Raw genomic sequence first — 25,429 nt, forward strand, 5'->3', positions numbered from 1 at the left:
TCTACAATTCGGTATTATCCTACAAGCCGATGTTGATTTAATTAAACTTTTAAGATTTGAGCGGCTCCTTGGCGAAGCATCATATCCGCAAGCACAATCGCAACCATTGCATCGATAACGGGCATGACCCGCCGGTAGAGACAGACATCATGCCGTCCCGTAATCGCATAGGCTATACGTTCGCCGCTTGCGGTCTCCATTATCTGTTCTTGAGCGATTGAAGGCACCGGCTTTATGACCGCCTGAAACACAATATCTTTTCCATCGGAAATGCCTCCGGCAATTCCTCCGTGATAATTTTTATCGACGGCATTTGCCTCCGAACCGGCCATACGCGCCAGCTGAAAGCCTGCTCCGAATGCAATACCCTTCACGCTGCCGATGGAAAGCACCGCCTTTGCGAGTTCCGCTTCGAGCTTATCAAAGACCGGCTCACCGAGACCGGCGGGAACATTCCGCACCGTGCACTGCACAATAGCTCCGGCGGAATCGCCTGCCTGCTTAATCGCAGCAAGTTTACTGCTGATCTCCAGTGGGAGTTCGTCGGCTGCAGAAATCGGTTCGCAAGGGATGCCTGCAATTTCTATTGCTGAGGTTTCAATGGTGAGCGGGAGACTTGCAGACGCCGTATACTGTGCATGATACGGTGTCGAACAATGTGTCAACACTTTCTTTGCGATAACACCGGCAGCAATGCGTGCAGCGGCTTCACGCCCCGATGCGCGTCCGCCACCGCGCCAGTCGCGGCGGCGGTATTTTGCCTCGTAGGCAAAATCCGCATGACCGGGACGGTATATGTTTTTTAGCGCTTCGTAGTCATGCGGACGCGCATCGGCATTGCGCAGAAGCACCGCAATCGGAGTCCCAAGAGTTTTGCCTTCAAATACGCCGGAAAGGATTTCGGGTATATTCGATTCCCGCCGCGCGGTTTCAAAACTGCCTGACGGTCTTACCGTATTAAACGCAGCGGTAAAATCTTCCGAACCGAGCGGAATACCGGCGGGGCACCCGTCGACGACAACGCCGATTGCGGCTCCGTGGCTTTCACCGAATGTGGTAACTCTAAAAATCGTTCCAAATGTATTTCCCGCCATGACGGTATTTTACTTTAAATACTCATAGGACTCAAGCTCGTCGGCGGAATGATAGGGTCAAGATAAACCCCTGACGAACCTCTTGCATAAGATATCGGTTTCTGATATAGTAATTCCATTATCGGCGCCGTGCCCAAGTGGTAAGGGAGAGGTCTGCAAAACCTTCATTCATCAGTTCGATTCTGATCGGCGCCTTTTATTCACCCATTCGTTCAATTCGATAATCCAAACGCACAATTAAAATTCCGTACAATAATATCGCTGAATGCTTCTACCGCAGCTTCATCTATGTCGATTTCTTCAAGCGCCGTAGTGCACGATTCATACTGTTTGATAATACCTATCCGCTTTAGTGACTGTACACGGGGGTGCTTTGCCGTATCGTCTCCTGTGTATCGTAGATGTGCACATTGCGCCGTAACTGCGATAATATCTCGAGGATGAGAATACGGCTCCGATTTAAGCCTCATATATGGGGCGTCGGTTTCCGTTAAGAGGCGGCTGCTATCGAATGAAGCGGCCATTGCGCATACGGATTTCTGCCCGCGGAGTACCGCCTTGCCGAGTGAAAAATAGGCGTTGACACCTTTTTTGAGGAACGCCGCAGCCTCTTGCGGACTACCGCCCCAACCGTGAAAGATAACTGCCGGCAGCTTTTTTAACCGAGCTACCGAATCAAAGATGAGGGGCAGGGCTTTCCGGCAATGAATCACAGCCGGCAGCTGAAACTCCTGCGCCCATCGTAATTGCATATCCCATACTGTTTGCTGCATCGGCAAAAGCTGTTTATAATCATCATTAAAAAGATCGAATCCGCATTCTCCGATCGCTTGAATCTGCCGTGTTTCCAATAGGCGGTATAAAAACTCCGCCTCATCGGTTACGGGATTTTGCGGATGAATGCCGAAGGAAAAGAGTACCCGCCGACTCTCAGACAGTTGTAAAAGGCTGCGGTGCCGTTCGTATTCGGTATGATCGTGCGCCGAGCAGCAAAGCGATATCGACTGTGCAAATAGCTCACTTACAGTTCCGGTATCGTCCGAAGATATGCACGAATCAATATAATCTGCAGGATGGAGATGGGCGTCACTATACATACATAAACTTTTAAATGATATTAGAAAGAAATGTAAGCCCTCTTTTGCTTTTGGAAATATCGTACAGGCAACCGGACAGACGCAGGAAGAAGTCAAAAAATAGATATTAGAGAAAAGAGGTAATATCGTCATTCCCGATAAAATTGTGATAGTATCATGATAATAGGGAGATTGATATGAAATATGATTTTACGACAAAAGTAAACAGAGCCGGTTCAGGTTCGCGTAAATGGGATGCGATGTATCAGGTCAACCCGCACGTCGATTCGTCCGTTGTGCCGCTTTCGGTTGCCGATATGGAATTTAAGATGCCGCCGGAATTAACGGAAGAACTCAAGCACTATCTTGATAACGCCGTGCTGGGCTATACGGGGCCGACTGTTACATATAAAGAAGCGGTACAAAATTGGATGAAAGCGCGGCATAATTGGGTAATTGATCCTGATTGGATTGTCCCCACTGCGGGTGTTGTGCCTGCGATTTTTAATGCGGTTAGAGCTTTTACCGAACCGGGAGACGGCGTTATTCTGCTGTCGCCGGTGTATTATCCTTTTTTTAGGGCAATACGCTTGCAGGGACGGAATGTTGCAGCGTGTTCGTTGCAGGAAAACGGCGGCCGCTATACGATTGATTTTGAAGCACTTGAGCGGCTCGCTGCGGATTCGCGTAATAAGGCGCTGCTCTTTTGTTCACCTCATAATCCTGTCGGCAGAGTGTGGACAAAAGAAGAGCTGCATAAAATAGAAGAAATCCTGTTAAAAAATAATCTTTTGCTGTTTTCGGACGAAATTCATTTTGATATTGTAATGCCGGGGTATACGCACACCGTTTTCCAATCGTTAGGGGACGACCTTGCCGAGCGGACAATCACCTTTACCGCACCTTCCAAGACATTCAACATCGCCGGTTTGGGAATCAGCAATATCATCATTAAAAATGAGAATATGCGGGAAACTTTTGTAAAAGCCCAAGAGCTTGGGGCGGGAGCATTGTTCACGGCATTGAGCTATAAGGCCTGTGAAATTTGCTATACGCAGTGCGCGGCGTGGCTTGATGAATTTTTGTCCGTAATCGATGCCAATCAGCGTATTGTGCAGCAGTTTTTCCAAACGCACCATCCCGAAATTAAAGCGCCGCTCATCGAAGGCACGTATTTGCAATGGCTCGATTTTAGGGCGCTGGGAATGGAACACAAGGCTTTGGAAACGTTTATGACGCAGACGGCGCAAGTATTCCTAGATGAAGGATATATCTTCGGCGAAGAAGGCAGAGGTTTTGAACGGATTAACCTTGCAGCTCCCGCATCGATTATTACCGAGACCCTCGAACGGCTGAGTCGCGCATTGCGGAACTTGAAGACGAAATAAGTACCATAATGATCGAGAGGTTCTCTGTCGAAGTTATACCTTCGTTGGGAATCTCCTGTCTTATTTTCGACAAATCTGAGTTCTTGTAGCAGTTGATGTCATCGGTCTATTCTAAAAACGGGTCCGATTGAAATAACGGTCGCGTTAACAATATTGATGTCTCGTCGTGTCGGGTTGGGCAAACAACCGAGGCTATTGCCGACCCCGAAAAATATTCCGCATTTTTTATTAAAGTAATATGCGCCGCTTAAACGCATATTAAGAGCAGGCGCTAACGGCCACAGTCCTGCGGGGCCTATGCCAACCATAAGCTCAAAATTACTTCCGATACCGTGTGTGTATCCGAAAAGAAATTCAAAATAACCGATTATACCGAATCCCATCGATCGCGCTTCGCCGTGCATCGATTCTGGCGGTTTATAAGGATCTGTACGATGCTCTATTATAAAAATAGGCATAATATTATTGTTGATCATAAAAGTAAAGCCGTTTTTCTTTTGTACGAATATGATATCCAATCCGATTGCAGGGCCGGCCATTGTTTCATACAAATACATTTTATCGGCATAGTGGGACGTATGTGCGAGAATTGCGCCTGTCATTCCGTTATGCGGTGCGAAAACAAAGTGGTCAAATCCTGCTGCAAAAAGATAAAGCGGTGCAAGCAGCAATACGGCAGTAATGCAATTCCTTTTCATATAATCTCCTTCGCATCCTTTAAAAAGCTGACAATAATGCAGATCATAATGATGCCGAGCGGAAAGGCGGCGATAATTGATAAGCTTTGCAGCTGGCTGAGGTTACTGCCGGTAAGAATCAACGCTGCCGGTAGTAAGATAAAGACAACCGACCAGAATGCCCGCAGGCTTTTTTTAGGTTCACTGCCTTCCAGCTGCCGCTGCGAATAAGACGCAATAACCATTGTAATTGCATCGAATGTACTCGCATAGAGAGCAATCATCGTGATGATGAGCAGCACTAAACCGACTTTCGCAAATGGTAGCGTTTCCAAAATGCTTAAAATAATTTCTGCGGGGGCGATACCGGCAGCAAGCCGTTCCGCTGCCGGTAATAAGCCATGCGTTTCCAAATAGAGACCGTAGTTCCCCAACACGATAAACGAGCAATAGGTTCCCGCGATACCGCACATAAGCCCGCCTAATACGGTATTCCGTACCGTTCGCCCTTCCGAGATTGTCCCGATAAAGAACGGCGTTGCGACAAACCATGCAATCCAATATGCCCAATAAAAAATCGTCCACTGCTGCGGGAACCCTGCACCGTCTGCGCCCGAAATCCGTAGGGGATCCATCCATGTGGAAAGCGAGATAAAGTTTTGCAGCATCTTCCCGATGCCGGTTATGCTTGTTTCGATAATATAGAGTTTGGGACTGAACAAAAACACAAATACAATGAGGCTTGAAAAACACACAACGGCAACCTTTGCCAGATGAGAAATGCCTTTTATCCCCAGCAGAACAGCCGAGGTATATACCGCTGCAATAATGCAGAGTACAACCAAGGTAAGCATCCGTGATTCAGGAATGCCGGAGATGGTGGAAATTGCCAGCGACAACAGCGGTGTTGCAAGCGAAAATGTCGTTGCGGTTCCTGCTAAAAGACCGACGACTGAAAATACATCGATGATGGTTCCCAGTATGCCGTCGATTTTATTACCGAAAAGGGGGCGACACGCTTCGGAAAGTTTTTGCTTTTTCCGCTGCCGTACATGGAGCATATAACCGAACGCAACAGCGCATACGATATGGAAGCTCCACGGGGTAATGCCCCAGTGAAACAGCGGGTATGTTGCAGCCCAGTCTTGTTTTTCAGCTGCCGTAAGCAGATGTTTCCCGAATGGCGATGCTGTGTAGTAATATCCCCATTCGATAAGCGACCAATACAAAATATCGGCAGCCATCGTAGAGGTAAAAATCATGGCGCCCCATGTAAAATTGCTATAGCGCGGTTTATCGAGACTGCCTAACCGGATTGCTCCGTATTTTGAAAAAGCAAGATAAAATGCGGTACACACTAAGCCGAAGCCAAGAAGTATATAGAAAAATCCAAGCTTATTGACAAAAATATTCCATAGAGTATCAATGACCTTCATCGAGTGCTTCGGAAAGGTAAGCAGCAATGCCGCAGTGCCGGTTACAATGATGAGCGGTAAAAGGGTAATAATCCAATCGATTTCTCCGGAACCGTACCAGCCTTTATTGAGCTTCCGAGTGTTCATTTTGTGTTTGTTCATTGGTTGTTTCTTCATTTTCTCCATCTTGTTGAGCAGGAAACTCCGTCATCTGCATAATTTGTTTGTAATAATCTTTTGCATATCGGTACATCTTTAGCCCGTACTCACCGAAATTTTCTCCCAGCGCTTGTTTATAACATGTCCACAGCGCCCATAAGAATCCTGCAAGCGCAACATAGATATAGACACGTAACTTCTCTTCGCTTTCCGGATCGCGGCGGAAGTAGCGGTGCATAAGATCGGCTATTTGAGCTTCGGAAAAGTAAGAGTAAATAGAAAACATTGCAAGGTCGGCCAGCGGATCGCACATCGCGGCGTATTCCCAGTCGAGCAGTTTAACATCACCATCGCTGACAATAAAATTATCGCAGATTAAATCGATATGGGTCAGCACTTCCGGTTTTTTAAGTGTATCGAGTAAATCCAGCAAGGTGTTCATTTTTTCCCGGACTTCGGCATAATCGTAAAAAAGAATACCGTGCTTTGCTTCCGCTTGCTGTTCATAAAAATTAATCCGCTCCCTAAAATTAAATCGGTGCCGTACCGTAATACCGGATGTATGCAGCTTACGGGCTATCCACATACACGCTTCCAAATCATCCGAGTTGTGAGGATTCGCTATGTGCATATTTTCTTCAAACTGACTGATTTTTACGCCGGTTATTTGGTCAAAATAGATAATCTTATCGGAGATACCGAGCGGCTCAATCGCTTTATATACCGCATATTCCTGTTTCCGGTTGATAAGAATGTCAGTACCGGCGCCCGGAATGCGGAAAATATATTTGTTGTTGTTCAGTTCAAATATGAAAGATTTATTAGTCATTCCAAGCCGCAACGGACGTAAATTTTTGATCTGCATTTCAGGTTGCCCGAATACACGGGAGATCAATTCCATCCATTTATTCTGTGTGGAAATCATGTATGAGGTGTCGAATTGGCGCAGCTCTTCCAACGATTCAAATTCATATACCTGATTGGAGGGCTGTTTATTTGCAAACATCGTCAACGTGTTTAAGTGACGGCTCAATACGTCTTCCCAATACCAGTCGTCGGTATCCTCGCGGTGATAGGCTTCTTCAATCATTGGACGGATGGCATCGGAAAAAGCACGCGAAAAATAGACCGGCCCGTACATCACCCATGCGTTCCTGCCGCCGACCTTCACCTTCATTATCTTGTCATGTAAACCCAGCTGCAATACCCATTCGGTAGTCTTTTCGTTCACTTTTACGGACGAATACCATGAATCGTATTCATACGTGTGATACATATTTTTTCGCAGCCAGTTGTCGCTGGAAAGAATATAGGTGTTTTTGAGTTTGTCGCGAACATGATACAGTGTTGAAAGATTGTTTTTACTTTCAAAATCGGGATTGTATACAAGTTTTACATTGTATTTATCGATGAGGTATTCAAAGGTTTCTTTCAGATAGCCGACGACTACCGTGATATCGGTAATGCCCGCTTCCTGCAGCTGCTTGATTTGGCGTTCAATCATCCGCTCACCGAAAACTTCCAGCAACCCTTTGGGGATGGCATAGGTGAGCGGAATAAACCGCGAGCCAAAACCCGCCGCCATAATAATAGCATTGTCAACTTTACACGAATCGTATTCGGTATGCGCTTTAATGGTTAGAACTCTTTTGCCGATGGCGGGTAATCCGTTCGTTTTAAGAAGACCATCCTGTTCCATAGCAAAGAGAATTTGATTGACATACGCGAGTGATATTTTTAATGTGCCAGCAATATCCCGCTGCGTAATCGCCGGATTTTTTTTCATTAACTCGATAATTTGAAAATATCGTCTTTTCATATAAAATGTAGTATATTTTAGTTTTTGTTCACTGTCAATGATAAAAATGTTGGAAAGTGAACAGAAAATAAGTGAACAAGAAGGGTAGATTATTTACGTCACGCTTTACAAGAAATGCGGGGATGTCTCAAAAGTCGGTTACTTTTTCGGCATCCTCATGATAAATTATCGAACGGTCTCATTACAATCAGACTCTCTATAATTTATCTACTTAAAAGTGTATAGTAATTAAAGGTACCCTTTCATATCTAATCTAGGTTAGGCGGTACCGAAATTATTTTAGGAGAGACTTTTATGGATCAAAAGAAACGAAAAGTAACAATCGTCGGCGCAGGCTCCGTCGGGGCAACCTTTGCGTATGCGTTGGCTCAAAGCGGTTTTGCCGATGAGATTGCAATAACCGATATGAATAAAAACTTTGCGGAAGGGCAGGCAATGGATCTTGTCCACGGCCTACCGTTTTTGCCACAGGTCGATATCCATACCGGCAGTCAAACCGATTATGCGGACAGCGATATTATCGTCATAACCGCCGGTGCAAAACAGCAGCCGGGAGAAACGAGAATAGATCTCCTTAAACGCAATGCTGCCATCATTAAAAACATTGCCAAAGAAATTGCCGCAAGCGGCTGCAAAGGTGTGATGCTGCTCGTCAGCAACCCCGTCGATATTCTTACAAAGGTAGCGCTCGAAGCAAGCGGCTGGGAACGCGGGCGTGTTATCGGTTCCGGCACCGTCTTGGACACTGCCCGCTTCCGCTACGTACTCAGCAAAGAATGCGGCGTCGATGCCCGTAATATACACGGATACATTCTCGGTGAGCACGGCGACAGCGAATTTGCCGCATGGTCGATGACCACCATAGCCGGACGGCGTATCGATGAATACTGCGGAAACGGCGCCTGCACTTCAGGCATTCACTTCGATAAGGAAAAAATCTTGGACGAAGTACGCCATTCAGCCTATCATATCATTGACTACAAAGGTTCTACCTATTTTGCCGTCGGCTTGGCGCTTACCAGAATAGCCGGCGCCATTTTGCGGAATGAACGCAGTATCCTCTCCGTTTCGATGGCTCTAAACGGAGAATTCGGTTTGCACGACGCCTGCTTGAGCGTTCCCTGTATTGTCGGCAGAAACGGTGTAGAAAAAATCATCGAAGGCGAACTTCCCAAGGATGAACAGTCAGCGCTTGAAGCCAGCGCACAGCGACTCCACGATGCCTATCTTTCTATCTGTTAAAAACTGTTAAAAAGCATATTTTTTATGTAGGGTTTTAGGGCGGCTGTTGAGCAGCGTACATCATTAATATACTGCTCAACGACGAAAGGCTGTCCAAAAGGACAGTTTCCTTGAGCTTTAGATGCGATGTTGTCGATGAAAAATGTACTTCCGTGTACATTTTTCATCGACAACGCAGATGCCCGCATATCTGCAAGTTTACGCCGACCACTGGTCGCTTTCCCTTTGCAGCCGATACATCTCCCGATAAATGCCGTCTTTTTTCATCAGCTCGGCGTGGGTGCCGGTTTCGGCAATGGTTCCTTTGTTGAGCACGATAATCTTATCAGCATTTTCTACGGTACGGAGGCGGTGAGCGATGACGATAACGGTTTTACCTTTTATAAGTGTACCGATGGCATGCTGGATAAGCGTTTCGTTTTCAGGGTCGAGGGCTGCGGTTGCTTCATCCAAAAGGATAATCGGTGCATCTTTGAGGAGGGCGCGGGCGATGGAAAGCCGCTGGCGTTCTCCGCCGGAAAGGGTATAACCGTTTTCGCCGATTTCCGTGTCGTAGCCCTGCGGCAGTTTTTCGATAAACGACTCACACTGCGCGGCTTTTGCGGCAGCGAGCACTTGTTCCCTCGTCGCATTCCGGTTGCCGATTAAAATATTGTTGTACACCGTGTCGTTAAAGAGCACGACATCCTGAAACACAATCGAAAACGCGCTGAGCAGGGTTTCCGGTTCTACCGAGGAAACATCAACACCGCCGATGCTGACCGTACCCGATGACGTATCCCAAAAGCGCGCAGCCAATCGCGCAATGGTGGATTTCCCGCAGCCGGAGTGTCCCACGAGCGCGGTAATTTCGCCCTGCTTGGCGGTAAAGCTGATTCCGCTTACCGTGTTTTCTCCGGCATCGTTTGCGGCGGTGCCTGCATTATTGGAATTACCGGCAGCGCTTCCACCGATGTCAGTCGCACCTTTACTGCTCGGTTCATTATATGAAAACGACACATTATCGTAGCAAATGTCGTAGCCGTTCGGCTTAAAACTTTCACTGCCCGTCTGTTTGGGATAATTGATAATCGCCTGCTTCCGCTCAACAGCAATCAGTGTATAAAAGAATTCGGCAAGCAGCATAAACACTGTCGTCAACGGATCGAAGATACGGCATGAGACCAACAAAAAAACGATATAGGTCAACAGTTCGATTTTCCCCTGCGACAGCAAGTACGCTCCGTAAGAAATGACGAGCGGAAAGCCGAACCGGATCAACGCGGCCACACCGAACATAAGCGCGCCGATTGCAGCTTCCGATTTGAGCGCAGCGTGCGTTGTTTCGGTAATATCGTCTTTGAGCTTTTGCACATACAAAGCTTTTTTATCGGAAGATTTCAGCACCTTGATATTGTCTATCATCTGCTGTAGCGAATCGTATATTGCATCCTTCCGTACGATGACGCTTTTCATCTTTTTTTCCGACAGCTTCCGGCAGCCGACAACAATAAAAAATCCTGCAAAGGCACAAACAAACAACGCAATAGTCATCCGCCAATCCAAAAACGCTAAAAGAGCCGCCGCAATTAAAATCGAAATAATACCGCCGAACATTTCCGGCACGACATTAGAAAACGCTTGTTCAATCGTTGTAACATCGTTTAAAAGCGTCGAGGTCAAATACGATAAATCTTGCCTGCCGAAATACGACAGCGGGAGCTTCCGAAGCGATTCCGCGAGCGAAATACGCACATTTGCCGCTTCTTCATACGCGCCGTTATACGTCCTGCCGTACTTTAATTTTTCAAGGATAAACAGCACGGCTATAAACGCCGCTCCGGCTGCTACCACCGCCCATACATTCGGAGCTTTAAAACCTTGCTGCATAATGCGCGCTAAAAAATACTGCAGCACATACAGCGAAAGTCCCAGCGGCACCATCACAAACAAATTGATAATAACCCCGAGTGTAATTGACAAACGCACATTCCGCGTCCCCGCATCGGATAACGCAAAAAATCTTTGTAACATAATTCCTCCAAACGTCTTGTAGGGGAAGACCTTTCTTTTTTTTCGATAAAAAGAAAGGTCTTCCCCTACGACCCCTTCTAAAGAAAAATGACGACCAAAGGGTTGCACCCTTTGGAAACCCGCCCAAAAATGAACATCCCGTCCGCTTTCAGGGGGAATTCTGTTTTTTGGATTGACGTGTCTCAATCCGTAAGACATTCGCTGAAAAAGGATATAGCCTTATTTTACCGCCCGATCAGAGCAGAGCTGTTTTTTGGAAGGGGCGAGCACGGTGCATTCGGCATCTTGTGTTAATATTGCATTCCAAAAATCTTGTATGTTCATACCCGACCTCAAAGTTAGATATTCAATTCCATTTCAATACATTCCCATACGCCATCCGGCATCATATAGGTTATAACTTTTCCTGTTGGTTGGAAACCGGCGATTTCATAACAATGCCGAGCGCGTTCATTATTCGTAAACACTCTCAATGTTATTTTTGAAGCATGCAAAACGTTTTTTGCATATTCTATTGCAAGTGCTACCATTTCCTTTCCGTTTCCCTTTCCTCTGCTCTCAGGCGAAAGTATAATAAACCCAAATCGGACGAGTGTTTTATCGTCTTTATTTGGGTACCGGATAAACAAATGACCGAGCACGGTGTGTTCGTCAACGGCGCAAAGAGGAATGATAGACTGTATACCGTTCATCGAATCATAGTATTCATTTAACTCATTGCCATTTAACGGAAACCGCCCTATTCTGTCGGCAGACCATTGATAAAGCTGCTTTGTATCCTTAATCCAACTGCAAATGATTTTGGAATCTTGCGCCTCATATTTTCTTAATGTCATGAACACCTCGATAATATTTTTTATAAACCGGTTACCAGTACCATCTTATTTAATTATCAATTATCAATTATCAATTATTTACCCTTTCCGCGCTGTTACACACAGATACCTTTTTGCAAAAAGCGAGTCGGTTTGTATACCGGTAAAGCCTGCCGAAGTCAGCAGTGCGCTCAACTGTTCACCGGTATAGATTTTCATACCGCTGATTCTTTTCGGCCATTTTTCATCGCCTTTATGAAGCCCGTCTACTTCGTTGCAGATAAAAAAGTGCGCTCCTTTTTTGAGCACGCGGAACACTTCTTTAAACGCTGTTTCTATTTCCGGCCAAAAATAAACCGTTTCGAATGCCGTTGCAATATCGAATGAATCGTTTTCAAAGGGCATGGAAGAAACGCTTGCTTGCAGTATACGGCAGGTTCCCCGTTCGATATACGCCTTATTGCATTTCGTCGATTGCGCAACACAGACATCGGAATAATCAATACCGGTTACCTCTTCGCAGCCGCGCTCAAGCAATCGTTTGACATTTGCGCCTCCGCCGCATCCGATATCAAGACCGCTGCCTAAAATTTTTCCATCCAAATGCGAAAAGCCCCATTCCGCCATGCGTGTATGTCCTGAATTCATTCCCGCGACAATCAGCTTACCGATAAAGCCCGCAGGTTTTCTAAAATTATCTCCTAAACTCATTTTCTCCTCCCCTGATTCACACTTTCCACTCGATGCCTTTTTGGAAATTGTCCCACATACTTGCGTACAAACCCTTCCGCACAAGCAGTTCCTTATGTGTGCCTTCTTCTGCGATTTTGCCTTCGTCTATAACACAGATTTTATCTGCGTTTACGACTGAGGAAAGGCGGTGTGCAATCATGATGACGGTTTTGTCTTTGAGCAGTACGTCGAAGGTCTTTTTGATTTTGTATTCGTTTTCGGCATCGGCAAAGGCGGTTGCTTCATCCAGTACGATGATGGGGGCATCCTGCAACAAGGCGCGGGCGATGGCAAGCCGCTGGGCTTCTCCGCCTGAGACGTATGTACCCTTGGCGCCGTACACCGTGTCGATACCGGCGGGCAGTTTTTCGATAATGTCCATACACTCGGCTTTGCGGAGCGCTTCCATTACCTCTTCACGGCTTGCATCTTTTTTGCCGTAGCGGATATTTTCTAAGATGCTTTCCTTAAAGAGCTTATTCTCTTGGAATACAAAACCGACGGTGTGCAGCAGGTCGCTTGTTTTTATGCTACGGATGTCAACATCGCCGATACTGATACTTCCGGAATCGATTTCCCAAAAACGGCCGAGTAAATTGACCAGAGTGGTTTTACCGCCGCCTGAAGGACCGACCAGCGCAGTGAGCGAATGTTCGGGGATGCTGAGTGTGATGCCGTTTACCGCGGTGCGGCTCTGAGGAGACGGGGCTGCTCTGCCGGTGTTTTCTCCGTCTGTTTCCGGTGCGGTCTTTGCAGAGGCGGCAGCCGGTTCCGTCTTATATGAAAATATCACGTCGTTAAATGCAATATCATATTTTTCAGGCAGTATGGATGTTTCCGGTTCTTTGGTCAGCGGTGCTTGCAAAATATCTTCGATACGGTTGAGCGCATCGTTTGAGCGTTGATAAAACGTGTTTGCATACATAACTTTCATCAGCATCGTATAGGTAACCGGTGCAAAGGCGAGGTAAAACACAAAGCTGTAAAAAAAGTGCGGGTCAAGCGTTGCTGTCCCGGCCATCAATAACGCTGCCGGAAGTAAAAAGACAAACCCGAGTTTAATCAGCGATAAAAAAATCGAATAGCCGTTTTCCCACGACATCGAATATTGGAGAACGAACTCTTTATAGTTCATAATCGAGGTGTAAAAGTTTTTAAAATAATACACAGACTGATTAAAAGTTTTGATAACCGAAATACCGCGTACATATTCGGTACCTGCGTTGTTCATCTGCTCAAGCGCGTCTTCATACTTTTGCATAAAACCGGAGTTTGTACTGATCCGCATTAAAACAGCTTGCAGAACAAACGCAAGCACAAGCGGTAAAAGAGAAATCAGCCCGAGCCGCCAGTCGAATACCAGTGTAAGGGCGAGTATCGCAAAAGGAGAGACCATGTTCTGTGCGGTGTCAGGCATATTATGAGCAATGAGCGTTTCAAGCTGATTAATGTTTTTTTCAAACACCTTGCGTACCTTGCCGCTGACATGCGTAATATGCCAGCCAATGGGCAGGTCTGCCAGTGTTTCCGCCATCCGTATCGAAAGGTTTTGCTGAATGGTAAATGCCGTCGCGTGTGAAAGCATGAGCGCCGTGTAATACAGCACAAAGCCCGCCGCCGCAGCACCGACCGCCCACAGCCCATAGCGTGCAAGAGCTGCTGCGTTCACCGCTTCTTTTGCCGCAACTGCGGAAATCACATCGCGCATTACAAAGAACACCATAATGTACGGCACAAAACTGACGAGTGCGCTTAAAGCGGAAAGCACCAGCGACAGTGGTAAAAGCCCTTTGCTGCTTCCCGCATAGCTTAACAGCCGCTTAATGGCTTGCTGCTTTGCCGGATTTCGTTCCTGCTGCTGCGGTGCTTTTTTTCCCCATGCAGGATTTTCCTCTGTAGCATTTACCGGGGATTGCCGCTCCTTTGCAGAACTTTTCCCCAGTGATCTTTTTGTATCATTCATAGAGCATAGGCCTCCATATCAAATAATCGACGGTATCGTCAGCTGTTTGACATGAAAAAATATATCCAAACAGAAATAGATTGTCAACGGCATCTAACAAAGATACTTGTAGACAACAACCGCTTCTTTAAGTGCTTCATATAAGCCGTTTTAATTATGCAGTACCGATTACCAATTACACATTATCAATTAAACATTATTTTCGTCTTTTCCACGGAATAAAGCGGTTGACCCGTTTGCAATACGCAGCGTATTCATCACCGAAACGTTCGGTAAGCCATCGCTCTTCCGTCAATTTCATAAATATGGTGAGGTATAGCCAAAAGAGCGGAGACAATATCAATACATACCAGTTCCGGCAAAATAGCAGCGCTCCGGTACAGATAAATAAAAAGGCGGAATAGATCGGGTTACGCACAAGGCCGTAAACACCATCCGTTGCAAGTTGATTTGCTTTTATTTTGGTGTCGATGCGGGCACCGAATACTGCAGTGCACCACAATGCAACGCCGCCTGCAATACACAAAACCCCGACAATGACAAACACGCTTGCAATGATTGCACTGCGAATGTTTCCGCTTGTCAGCATACCGAATGTTACCGCTGCAATACCTGCGGCAGTGAACGCAATCATAATTGCAATACAAATCGGACCGATACCGAGTATTGGAAGATGCTCTTGTTCAGTTGTTTTCATTTCAGTATCCTTTGCCTTCTTTTTGCTACGAATGGTGCCGATAAGATGTTGTAAGCTCAAAACTGGATGGCGGAATAACATACGCGGACCGCTGTAGCGCATAACCGCACGGATTTGTCGGCGCATCTCCGGCTTGTAGCAATGCACGGGACAAACATTACAAAACGGCTTTTCCTGCTTACCGCGATACCGGCATTGTTCAATCCGTTTGTGTGTATATGCTTTTAACGCCTCCACGTCCGGCACCGCTGCATCAATGACTTCCCTATTAGACTTTGAAGGATTATGCCGATGTGCCGCGGCATAGAGATCGATCATCGAATCGACCAAGCGTACTTCATCTTCTACCGTCATCTTATGCATATCGATACTTTACAAATGGCCTCACTTTCTACAGAGGAGATACACTGCCCACGCCGGATATCTTACGTATAATAGCAGGGTCGCCTTTATACCAAATGCTTCCGCTGCCGCTGATATCGGCTCGTAAAACCTTTGTAACCCACACATTTGCAGAGCCTGAACCTGAAATGGATATATCGGCATATTCGGCTTTCAAGTCGGTAGCTTTGATATTGCCGGAACCGGAAATAGCAGCTCTCATGTGTTCGGCTTTTCCTGACGCTGTAAAAGATCCCGAACCGGATATGTTCAACTCTAGTTTTTTTACGTCAATATTGCGTGCAGTAATATCGCCGGAACCGGATACATCTATTGTCATTGTTCCCCTGTGCATATCGAATGATGAAATCGTACCGGTCAGCGATCCGGAAGCTGTTAATTGTGTTAAAACCGGCATCGTAATAGAAGCTTTGCAGTGGGCGTTGCTTATAGCGTACCCTTTTTTGAAGCCGATATGGAGGTTATTACCACTATCGTTGACTTGTATATCTAAATAGTCAAAAAGATTTTCATCGGCATCTACGGTAACGGAAAATGTTCCGTTCCGTGTTATCTCGACAGTCCAGTCGCCGCTGATGGAAACGGTCTTAAAACTATTCAGTGAAAAGTTCTGTTGTTTTACGTTCCCGTTCCCGCGAATAGAGGTGAGCGATCCCGGGCAGCCGCCGGTGGCAAACAAAAGCAGTGCGGTAATGGCGGTACATATTATATTGATAATTTTGCTCTTTGTTTTATTCATAAAAAATCCTACTAAATGGTAAATATCTTAACATAGAATACTTTAAGGCGGGCGCTATGTCAACGTTGACAGACAAACCTATATCGACAAACCCGTTAATAGGTTCTTTTTAATATTGCAGTGGTATACAAGTAGCTGCAATTTTGTGCTATACTCTTCCTCATGCTGCAAAAAGCAAGGTATCACTGCAACGACGCTTTGGAAATATACTGAAGTCGGCCACAATTAGGATGCACGCAAAGAAGTAAAGGTATTTAATTCGGAATCCGTGTTTGCCCCCCCCAAAAAACCTAAACGGCTGATGAAGCGCATCATTACCCTTGCGAGTAATCCCAATGACCTCGTGCTTGACTCCTTCCTCGGTTCGGGGACAACCGCTGCCGTTGCACACAAAATGAGGCGGCGGTGGATCGGCATCGAAATGGGAGAGCACGCCTACACCCATTGTAAGGTCAGGCTTGATAAGGTTATTTCGGGTGAAGACCAAGGCGGTATTTCAAAAGCCGTCAACTGGCAGGGCGGCGGGGGTTACATCTTCTACACATTAGAGCCAACCCTTATCAACCTCGACTCTTTTGGACAGTCGGTCATCAACGAAGCATACAGCCCCGATATGCTCAGCGCCGCCGCTGCCCTGCACGAAGGCTTTATCTACAAGCCCGATGCCGACCTTTTTTGGAAGCAGTCCGTTTCAAGCGAAAAGTCCTTTTTATTCGTTACAACCCGCTATGTAAGCGCTGCTTACCTGCAATTCATCCAAAACACCATGCAGGAGGGAGAATATCTTACCATCGCCTGTACCTCATTTGATTCCGCAGCAGCGAAAACATGTCACAATATCACCGTCAAAAAAATCCCCCAAATGCTGCTTAAAAAATGCGAATTCGGCAAAACCGGCTACAGCCTCAACATTTTCATCCTCCCGTATATGAAGAAGATGATGAGTGACAGGCAATTCGAATAAACGGCAAAATGTGATATACTAACGCTATGATTAAGTCCGGACCAGATAATCGCAACTATAAAGACTCTGTATTCGTCGATCTTTTTAGTACCGATGAAAAAGCAAAAGAGTACTTACAAAGGAAATCGAGGGAGGTTATTAATATGCTCATAGCAGAATACGATTATGATACTGATATTGCCGTACAGCGGAGAGAAAGCCTCATGCTTGGTATACAGCAAGGAAGACGTGAGGGGCTACAACAAGGTTTTTTAGACGGAAAAAAGGAAACGGCAAGGTTTATGAAGTTAAAAAACTTTGAGGTGTCTCTAATTACTGAGATAACCGGACTATCTCAAGCAGAAATAGAAGCATTGTAAGATGCATTTTTTCTATAATAACAGACCTATTCTGAAACTTTCGGTTTCAAATAGGTCAACGAGTTCTCGCATCGGACAATAAAGACAAGAGGTAATACGAAAACCTTGACACTTGATGAAGTTAAAAAACTTCTTCCACTTACCGAAAAAAGATTGCAAGAGAGGTGTGTATGAATGAGATAATGTTACATCAATATAATTTACTTTCTACCGAATTACAGCAGGAAGTGCAACATTATATTGAATATTTATTTTTAAAAAATAAAACGCTGAGTAAAAAAACTCGTGGAAATATAACGCAGCGAGAAAAAAATAAAGCGTATGAAACTCTAGTACAGTATGTAGGTTGTATCCCACCAGATATTGATTATAAACACGCTATTGTAGAAGAAACGGTTAAGAAATATGACAGTATTACTTGACACAAATATCTTAGTTGATTTTTTAGCAAAACGTCCTCAGTTTTTTAATAATGCACAGTGTATTGTTAAAAAATGTAAAAATGAAGAAATAACGGGAGTTGCAGCAGTTCATACTATTTCAACGCTATTTTATATCTTAAAAAAATATATTCCGACAGAGAATATATACGAGCTTTTTTAATTCCAAATCGTCCGCATTTTTTTATACCACCTATACACGACTGCAACGGCAAATAGGAAGGATAAAAAATCGGAAACCGGTTGCAGCAGGTAGATGCCGGTTTTGCCGTATACGGCAGGCAGAAGATATAGGAGTGGTACATAAAAGAAACCCTGCCGTGAAATTGATATGAGGAGCGCTGAAAAATAATTGCCGATATTCTGCATGAACATACTACTGACGGCAAAAGCGCCGAGCAACGGAAGCGAAAAGCATTGCATCCTGAGTATCGTAATTCCGGTAGACACAACTTCATCATCATTGGACATAAGATGAATACATTGTTCGGCGAAGATGAATAGGATTATTGAAGCGACTGTTAAAAAAATTGTTCCCACGGTAACAGTCGTAATAAAGGCCCTTTTTACCCGCTCATATTGTTGAGCACCGTAATTCATCGCACAAATCGGTTGAAACCCCTGCCCCCAACCGATCATAATCATAAAAGCCACTGCAACAATTTTTGAACTTATTGTTAAAGCAGCGATCATACTTTCGCCGTACTGCGCCGCCGTAACATTGAGCAGCACCAATGCAGCACCGGTAATTGCCTGCCGCGAAAAATTGGGAAGCCCCCCTGCAAGAATATGATACACACGCGCTTTACTGCATTGAACTTTTTTTATGCTAAAAGAAATAGCTCCGCGGCTTCGAGCAAGTGCGGTCAGCACAATACATCCGATAATCTGACCGATCAGTGTTGCATATCCGGCGCCGATAAATCCCATATTAAGCGGAAACATCAATAACGGATCCAGTACCATATTGCTCAGCATTCCGGACAATAATCCGATCATTCCATCGCGTACATTTCCGCATAAGCGCAGCTGATTATACACGGTTATTGCATATAAGCTGAACGGAATGCTGATGATAATGATCTTTAAATACTGCACGGTAAAGGCGAGCACGTCTTGAGATGCACTGCCGCCGATCAGTGTTGCAAGCGGTACAACAAAAATATATGCTGCGATTGCGATTACGATGCCGGTTACGATTGCAATGACAATGCCTATCGACGAAATGATTTCCGCTTCCGCATAATCGTGTTCTCCGATTTTCTTTGACATTACGTTACCGCTGCCGTAACCGTACCAAAACCCGATTGCTTGAATAACACTGACAAAACTGAACACCACACCGATTGCCGCAATCATCGATCTATTGTGTAATTGTCCGACAAAAAAGGTATCGGTTAAATTGTATATAACACTGATCAGCATACCGATTATAGTCGGAATTGCCGTTTTAATGAGCAACGGAAAAATCGGTTTTGTTAAAATATTCAATCGCCTTTGTTCTTTTAAATCCATCCCAGCAACTCCGTAATGTAAGGCAACCGTATCGGAAATCTTTTGAACGGTTGCTTTCCTTTAGTGGAAAATTTTAAATAAAATTTCCCACCATTTTTTCAAACTCAGTGCAGATGCATCAGGAAGTGTGGATCAAGTAACGCAGAATACGTGAGGCAGAGCAACCATTTGAGCCGCAAAGCGGCGAAACTCTGGTTGAACGGACTCACGTATTCTGCGGCATAGCTAAAAAGCACCTGATGCGTCTGCACAGCTCCGTACTTCACCCTTGTTTCCGTTAACGGTGATGAGGTCGCCGTCCTTGAATTTGGCGGTGGCGAAACCGACACCCAATACTGCCGGTATATTAAATTCCCGTGCAACAATCGCTGCATGGCTGAGTGCAGAGCCGGTATCTGCAACGACAGCACTTGCAAGTTTAAAAAGCGGTGTCCATTCAGGATCGGTGAGATGACACACCAGCACATCTCCTTTTTGCATCTTATAAAATTCTTCAGGTGTGCGGATAATGCGTACCGTTCCTACAGCAGTTCCCGGGCTTCCGCTCACCCCTTTCAGCACATCCCCTTTTGAATCAAACACCAGTAATTTTGAAGCTTCCCAAACTTTTCCCGCAAGCGGAAATTTTTCATTCCGTCTTGCGATCTTTTCTTTATAAACATCACTGATATATCCGGCTTTCAACACTTCCAGTAATTCACGATGAAAAAGATTTGCAATTCCGTTTTTATAATCTCCGCTGTTTAAGAGCAGAATATTTATCCGCTTTACACACTGTCTGACATAATAAAAGAGTGTTTCCCAGAGATACTGCGATTCTTCTCGAACAACATGAAAATACCGGAAGCGCTGTATGTCTTTTTCTATACGCGGATATTTGTTTCCATAAATACGCTTTAATTGCTGTATTAAATCCGTATAATTCTTGTTATCATGAGAATGCTGATCGGATGTATCAGCGGTGTTTAATAACGGGCGTATAATATTGACAAGCCTATAGGGATCCTCGATAAATGTTTTTGCTTCGATGCAATAGCAGTTGTAGTCAGACTTAAAACCATTCTCTTTAATAAAATCATCCGCAAGCTGCTTAAATGCAGGAAAATCGGCACACAGTGTGTTGAATCTTTCGCCTGATAGTATGGCTTCCGTTAGGGCTGTGTTTTTCCGTATCGTATCCGCTATGCGAGAAACAGCATTGGTAACGACCGCTGTTTTATTATTGAGTTCCCAATAAAAATCAAAGGCGGAATAATTCGTATCTACACGTTGTATTATTTTGGTGAATTTTTTGCTCATTAAAAAAGACGGGAATAATGCATACTTAAATCTATCGTATGCAAGTTTTTCTGTCAGCACATAACTTCGTTCCATAAATGCAGTACATTCGGCTAAACTCATATTTTCAAAATCTAAGGTTTTAATATGCGCTATTTCTTGTTCATATTGAGTCATAAAATTTTTACATACTTCTACACAATAGTCAAAATTTTTAAGCATCCGAATAATTTTAAAAATATGAAAAATACGCAGCGTAAACCCTTTTTTGTTTTCCGGAAGCGTCTGAATACCATCGTCATCAATTACAGGGTTTGAATTAAAAACAATACCGCCTTCTGCGAATATCCGTGCTTTTTGGTTGTTAATTGCTAGCATATAATCAAAGTCCAGTGCACGGTATGCAAACGGCATTTTTTCAAACTGAAAAGCCATATTTTGTTTCATCATTCGTGTTAATTTACTACCTTTGAGATATTCCTGAACTAGCTTCTTATCATCATTATTTTTTAAGGTTGTTATTGCACGTGCTTGCAAAATATATATTTCGTTCTTTTGTATTGCCCATTCAATATCCATCGGCATACCGTAGTGTTTTTCTATTTTTAGTGCAGCGCTCAATAGAGCTGCAATCTCAGTATCATTCAATGCCCGCGCTGTTCTTTTTTCCTCGCTTACCGATTCTTCTTTTGTGTTTTTATCTGCATAAACAATTTGCGTTTCTTTACTTCCGATAGTTACTTCTAGCACATCGCCTGATTTATTTACAATATAGCTATCTGCCGTTACACGGCCGCTTACCACACTTTCCCCCAATCCGTAACTTGCGTTGATCTGTATTTCATCTTTGTTTTGTGTTACCGGATTGACGGTAAACAGAACGCCCGCTTTCTCGCTTTCTACCATTTCTTGAATGACAACGGCAATCGCAACACCGCTTTGATTATATCCTTGGTTAAATCGATAGCGTACCGCTCTCTCTCCCCATAGTGAAGCATAACAATGGCGTATTTGAAGCAGGACATCTTCTATCCCTTGCACATTTAAATACGTTTCCTGCTGACCTGCAAAACTTGCATCGGGTAAATCTTCCGCTGTTGCTGATGAGCGAACCGCAACTCTCGCAGCTTCTCCGAGTTCTGCATATTTATTCCGTATCTCTTTTTCCAATTGAGCAGGAAAATGTCCTGTTATGATTTTCTTCCGAAATGTACCGACTGCGGATAACAAGGCTTGTTCATCCGTTTGCGCCTCTGTAAGAACGCGCAAGATAATTTCATCTATGTTATTTTCTTTGAGAAATTCTCGATACGCATCTGCGGTAATCACAAATCCCTTAGGAACCGGTATTCCCGCAGCAGTCATCTCGCCAAGGTTAGCGCCCTTACCGCCTGCAATGAGTACATCATCTTTATGTATCTGTGTAAAATCAGCTATCCGCATTATTCAACTCCTTTAAGGAAAAACGCTTACAGTATTTTCAGTGCGGTTTCTCTGTATGCCTTTTTCTTTTAAACGCTTACATTCATACTTCTATATATTTGTGCACAACTCCGGCAATATATGTTCGCAGCACATCATTAAAATACGCTTCATCAAATTGATAACACTGAGAACACAAAACCGCACTCCCGATAAATGCGCTCATCAACCCTTTTTGATCTACCCACGTAATTGCACTGTGCTGTTCCCAATACCATATTAGCTTTGCTAAAAAATCTTGATACAGAATTTCAATTTTATGTGCCTCATTTTGCCCCTTTGCTTCAAAGAGCTTAAACGCATCCTGATAAATAGGTTGGCTTTGAATTTTTATCATAAGATCAATCGAAGATTTGTATATCATATCCGTAAGAAATGCCGCCGGGTCGGCAAGTGAAGTTGAAAACTTTTTTTCAATATTGCGTAGTTTTTGATTTGAGCGGTACACAATGAGTTCTATAATCAGAGCATCTTTATCCTTCCAAAAATTATAAAAACTCCCCTGTGCAATACCGACCCGTTTGGTCAATTCCGCTATGCTCAAGGATTTTGTTCCTTTATCGTGAAATAAATCGAGCGCGGTTTCCATAAGCGCTTCTTTTATTTTTATGCGTTCTTCTTCGGTAAATGCTTTCGGCATACTGCATCCTTCGTTCATACGGAGCGTTTAATACCTCGTCACAGTGTTTCGGGATTACTCACTCGTCTCTATGTTTGTGAATATTTTATCATTTATTCATTGCTAATATAGCAAAAGACTTCGTGTATGTCAATGAATATTATACGGTTTATTCATAGTCTCTGTTCAACAGCAAACGTTGTATGCCTTTGATTCAATAGAAAACAATCGCGCTATGTATACACTTGAACACATCTATCAAGAGGAGAAAATACTCTCTTTACAATGAGCATCTTTTTAGAACCGGTATTCAAGACTTGCTTGGATAAAATGGTTGTTTTTCCAATTTGAAAACTCGCTCTTTTTGTTTGCAGCATAGATATAGGCGCCGGTACCTTCTACATATAATTCGTCTTTAATACGGTAACGCAGCTTAGGCATTATGACAAAATCGTTATGTTCTATGCCCCAGATACAGGTTATGGAATCGGTAAGGTTTTCATGCAACCAAGAATCGGAAATGTTGACAATCAATTTATTGTTGGTAGCTTTTTCTGATGTATCCCAATCCATATCGAATTTCCCGTTTCCGTTATTTTCTTTTACCTGTTTGAAGCCGAGTGTCCATGCGCCGAGGTTTTGGATATTAATATTGATATTATTTAAAGGAATATCAACGTCAAATCCTATCACCCACTGAATACTATTGTTATGTACTGCGGGATCGGTACCTTTAAAGTCACCTGTCATGTAATAGGCTAATTCCGATTTTAAATTAAACATTGCAATAGCTGCACCAATATCGATGCCGAAGATATGTACCGGATCATAGTGCACGCAATCGGCGAGGCTTTTACCTGCAAGCGCATTGGCAACCATGGCTTCTACGTCAAATGACGGTGTCTTATAGTGACCGAAATAATACTGCCCCGCCATATCCACCGGCCCTGCCGAACCGGAAAGCCGTATGCCGTACTGTCCGTATTTGATGTTATGTATATCGGGTAAAAAGGCAGCTACCCCCAATTTGGTAAGCGGATTGAGCGGCACATTATTGACGGCAAAATGCGCAGCCGTGATTACCTGCTGTTTATAGGCAGCAACGGTTTTCGTTATTTCTTTTGTGATAAGGTCACTCTCTGTTTTAAGGAAACCGGCAAGGGCATCCGCCGCGTTGCGAGCGATGATCTCTGCAATCTTTTCAGGCGGTGCAGCTTTTTTAATCAATTCGATAATCTGCCTCTTTGCCTCATCAGGCAGCTTCACAATAACACTGCTTAATAGACTTGCGGGATCTTTCAACAATTTAACGACCTCACCGTTATCGGGCAGCCGTGCGACCTTCTCAACCGTTTCGAGCAAGGCATTGTATACGGGACTATTTTCGTAGGCATCGATGCTTTCTACCAATTCTTTTAACGTCTTGTATTTTTCTGCTGCGACACGCTTGTCGACTGCGTTGAAGATACCACCAGGGATATTCTCCCATGCAGCTTTTGCATCATCCCGTTTTTTTATAAGGAGGTCTTTTATCGCTTTTTTATTTGTGCCAATCCCTTGCTGCAGTTCGGCGATGAGTTGTGCGTCCTTCCCGATGGCGGATTGCACTGTTTGAGTAAACTGTTTAAAATCGGCATCTTTCAGTAATCTGCTAAGAGGAATTTCGGAAGGAAAAGCCGAAGGGTCAATACTCTCATATAACGCTTTAGCGGTACGTTCAATCGGATCATATAAAGAAGCATACAGTTTATCGGCAGACGGTACGGTAATATTCGGCAGTAAGGCTGCTTGAGAAAATTTTTCAATATAGGATTCTGCGAGTGTTTTTGCCTTTGCTTGCACCGTCATAATCTGTGTAGGAACCCACGGACCATTCAACGCGATACGGTCGGGTGTCATAGACGGAGCCCATGCAAGTTCAAGCCGCAGCGGGATCGGCGCATTATAGGCAAAGTGTACCATCGGTTCGCCTATTCTGCGGTCTATATAGGCTGGAATGGTAAAGTCGGTAAGGTCGTTTGCATTAAACACATCGAGTACGTGAATCATATCGCCCTTGCCCCATACCAATTTCAGTTTTCCTGCAGACAATACGCAGTCGCCTAAATAGACACGCATCGTCAATTCATTCAGAATATCAAGCGGATAATCTTTTATCGTCCGCACATTCAACTGCAAATCGGCGGACAACTCCGTTTTAGCGTTGCTGTGACTCACCGTAAGTCCGAACACAGGAATTGCATCAGCCCGCTTTACATCGGGATGTACCCAAAGTCGTGTATCCAGTTTAGCGAAGCCGTGCCATTCCAGCGTTTTTTCCGATTTGCTCATCGAAGCTGAACTCATTGCGCTGCTTGTATCCGTTTCTGCCGAAGTGAAATTCGTTTCCGCAGAGTCGGACGCTATTTCTCCTGCATCGTCAAAAAAAGACTCCTGCGCAAACAGCGTTCCCAGTAGCGCAACTGCAATCAGCACACACATCAAAAACTTTTTCTTCATATTAAGCCTCTCCGTATTCATCGCCCCGCAACGGCTTCCTGC

The 25,429-nt window shown here is 44.5% G+C and carries 20 protein-coding genes, 1 tRNA gene and 2 pseudogenes; 7 read left to right on the plus strand and 16 right to left on the minus strand.

Annotation, left to right across the window (positions count from 1 at the left end; all coding sequences use genetic code 11):
• Positions 1–41: 41 nt before the first annotated feature.
• Positions 42–1,094 (minus strand): chorismate synthase, encoded by a 1,053-nt coding sequence (gene aroC / locus HGH47_RS03650; protein WP_212565582.1) that lies wholly within the window; start codon positions 1,092–1,094, stop codon positions 42–44.
• A 123-nt stretch (positions 1,095–1,217) separates the two neighbouring features.
• Between aroC and HGH47_RS03655 the strand changes: the two genes are divergently transcribed.
• A tRNA-Cys gene (locus HGH47_RS03655) sits at positions 1,218–1,289 on the plus strand.
• Positions 1,290–1,306: 17 nt separating this feature from the next.
• Here the strand turns inward: HGH47_RS03655 and HGH47_RS03660 are convergent.
• Complete coding sequence (locus tag HGH47_RS03660) at positions 1,307–2,191, minus strand: TatD family hydrolase (protein WP_212565583.1); 885 nt, start codon at positions 2,189–2,191, stop codon at positions 1,307–1,309.
• 176 nt (positions 2,192–2,367) lie between these two features.
• On the opposite strand from HGH47_RS03660, the gene HGH47_RS03665 reads away from it, so the two are divergent.
• Positions 2,368–3,558 (plus strand): MalY/PatB family protein, encoded by a 1,191-nt coding sequence (locus HGH47_RS03665; protein ID WP_212565584.1) that lies wholly within the window; start codon positions 2,368–2,370, stop codon positions 3,556–3,558.
• A gap of 98 nt (positions 3,559–3,656) precedes the next feature.
• Here HGH47_RS03665 and HGH47_RS03670 read toward each other — a convergent pair whose 3' ends face one another.
• Genes HGH47_RS03670 through HGH47_RS03680 form a run of 3 tightly spaced genes read right to left on the minus strand, consistent with a single transcriptional unit; the run spans position 3,657 to position 7,628 of the window.
• On the minus strand, positions 3,657–4,256 hold the full coding sequence (locus HGH47_RS03670; RefSeq protein WP_212565585.1) for a DUF2715 domain-containing protein: 600 nt from the start codon (positions 4,254–4,256) through the stop codon (positions 3,657–3,659).
• Positions 4,253–5,797 (minus strand): BCCT family transporter, encoded by a 1,545-nt coding sequence (locus tag HGH47_RS03675; RefSeq protein WP_212566488.1) that lies wholly within the window; start codon positions 5,795–5,797, stop codon positions 4,253–4,255. Before HGH47_RS03675 ends, HGH47_RS03670 begins: the two co-directional genes overlap by 4 nt.
• A complete protein-coding gene (locus tag HGH47_RS03680; protein WP_414162752.1) occupies positions 5,775–7,628 on the minus strand; it encodes a sugar phosphate nucleotidyltransferase in 1,854 nt (617 codons plus the stop codon). The genes HGH47_RS03675 and HGH47_RS03680 overlap by 23 nt, the downstream gene beginning before the upstream one ends.
• 294 nt (positions 7,629–7,922) lie before the next feature.
• Here HGH47_RS03680 and HGH47_RS03685 point away from each other — a divergent pair, with 294 nt between their 5' ends.
• On the plus strand, positions 7,923–8,870 hold the full coding sequence (locus HGH47_RS03685; protein ID WP_212565586.1) for an L-lactate dehydrogenase: 948 nt from the start codon (positions 7,923–7,925) through the stop codon (positions 8,868–8,870).
• Positions 8,871–9,068: 198 nt separating this feature from the next.
• Here the strand turns inward: HGH47_RS03685 and HGH47_RS03690 are convergent, their stop codons facing one another.
• The 7 genes and pseudogenes from HGH47_RS03690 to HGH47_RS03720 all read right to left on the minus strand — a co-directional run bounded on the left by HGH47_RS03690 (position 9,069) and on the right by HGH47_RS03720 (position 16,231).
• On the minus strand, positions 9,069–10,883 hold the full coding sequence (locus HGH47_RS03690) for an ABC transporter ATP-binding protein (protein ID WP_432910445.1): 1,815 nt from the start codon (positions 10,881–10,883) through the stop codon (positions 9,069–9,071).
• A 338-nt stretch (positions 10,884–11,221) separates the two neighbouring features.
• Positions 11,222–11,719 (minus strand): GNAT family N-acetyltransferase, encoded by a 498-nt coding sequence (locus HGH47_RS03695; protein ID WP_432910448.1) that lies wholly within the window; start codon positions 11,717–11,719, stop codon positions 11,222–11,224.
• Between the two features lie 78 nt (positions 11,720–11,797).
• Positions 11,798–12,409 (minus strand): class I SAM-dependent methyltransferase, encoded by a 612-nt coding sequence (locus HGH47_RS03700; protein WP_432910451.1) that lies wholly within the window; start codon positions 12,407–12,409, stop codon positions 11,798–11,800.
• 16 nt (positions 12,410–12,425) lie between these two features.
• Complete coding sequence (locus HGH47_RS03705) at positions 12,426–14,393, minus strand: ABC transporter ATP-binding protein (RefSeq protein WP_432910454.1); 1,968 nt, start codon at positions 14,391–14,393, stop codon at positions 12,426–12,428.
• Positions 14,394–14,589: 196 nt separating this feature from the next.
• On the minus strand, positions 14,590–15,090 hold the full coding sequence (locus tag HGH47_RS03710; RefSeq protein ID WP_330997247.1) for a methyltransferase family protein: 501 nt from the start codon (positions 15,088–15,090) through the stop codon (positions 14,590–14,592).
• Between the two features lie 21 nt (positions 15,091–15,111).
• Positions 15,112–15,453, minus strand: a pseudogene (locus tag HGH47_RS03715) (nitrous oxide-stimulated promoter family protein); the annotation flags it as partial.
• 28 nt (positions 15,454–15,481) lie between these two features.
• Positions 15,482–16,231 carry a head GIN domain-containing protein gene (locus tag HGH47_RS03720; protein WP_212565591.1) on the minus strand — a complete coding sequence of 250 codons (750 nt, stop codon included), beginning with the start codon at positions 16,229–16,231 and terminating at the stop codon, positions 15,482–15,484.
• Positions 16,232–16,499: 268 nt separating this feature from the next.
• On the opposite strand from HGH47_RS03720, the gene HGH47_RS03725 reads away from it, so the two are divergent.
• The 4 genes and pseudogenes from HGH47_RS03725 (at position 16,500) to HGH47_RS03740 (ending at position 18,157) form a co-directional block, all read left to right on the plus strand.
• Positions 16,500–17,195, plus strand: coding sequence for a DNA methyltransferase (locus tag HGH47_RS03725; RefSeq protein WP_432910458.1), 696 nt, complete (start codon positions 16,500–16,502; stop codon positions 17,193–17,195).
• A 104-nt stretch (positions 17,196–17,299) separates the two neighbouring features.
• A pseudogene (locus tag HGH47_RS03730) lies at positions 17,300–17,554 on the plus strand (hypothetical protein); the annotation flags it as partial.
• Between the two features lie 170 nt (positions 17,555–17,724).
• A complete protein-coding gene (locus HGH47_RS03735; RefSeq protein WP_212565594.1) occupies positions 17,725–17,976 on the plus strand; it encodes a hypothetical protein in 252 nt (83 codons plus the stop codon).
• Positions 17,960–18,157: a PIN domain-containing protein gene (locus HGH47_RS03740; protein ID WP_212565595.1), complete on the plus strand. Its 198-nt coding sequence runs from the start codon at positions 17,960–17,962 to the stop codon at positions 18,155–18,157. Before HGH47_RS03735 ends, HGH47_RS03740 begins: the two co-directional genes overlap by 17 nt.
• Here the strand turns inward: HGH47_RS03740 and HGH47_RS03745 are convergent.
• The 4 genes from HGH47_RS03745 to HGH47_RS03760 form a co-directional block, all read right to left on the minus strand.
• The gene (locus HGH47_RS03745) at positions 18,154–19,509 is read right to left on the minus strand and encodes an MATE family efflux transporter (RefSeq protein WP_212565596.1); all 1,356 of its coding nucleotides are present in this window, start codon (positions 19,507–19,509) and stop codon (positions 18,154–18,156) included. The genes HGH47_RS03740 and HGH47_RS03745 overlap by 4 nt on opposite strands.
• Before the next feature lie 225 nt (positions 19,510–19,734).
• Complete coding sequence (locus HGH47_RS03750) at positions 19,735–22,230, minus strand: PEP/pyruvate-binding domain-containing protein (protein ID WP_432910463.1); 2,496 nt, start codon at positions 22,228–22,230, stop codon at positions 19,735–19,737.
• A gap of 82 nt (positions 22,231–22,312) precedes the next feature.
• Positions 22,313–22,909 carry a TetR/AcrR family transcriptional regulator gene (locus tag HGH47_RS03755; protein ID WP_212565597.1) on the minus strand — a complete coding sequence of 199 codons (597 nt, stop codon included), beginning with the start codon at positions 22,907–22,909 and terminating at the stop codon, positions 22,313–22,315.
• Between the two features lie 276 nt (positions 22,910–23,185).
• Positions 23,186–25,387 carry a hypothetical protein gene (locus HGH47_RS03760; protein WP_230974491.1) on the minus strand — a complete coding sequence of 734 codons (2,202 nt, stop codon included), beginning with the start codon at positions 25,385–25,387 and terminating at the stop codon, positions 23,186–23,188.
• Positions 25,388–25,429: the final 42 nt, after the last annotated feature.

The organism is Treponema sp. OMZ 805 (assembly GCF_050937395.1).
GTDB lineage: Bacteria > Spirochaetota > Spirochaetia > Treponematales > Treponemataceae > Treponema.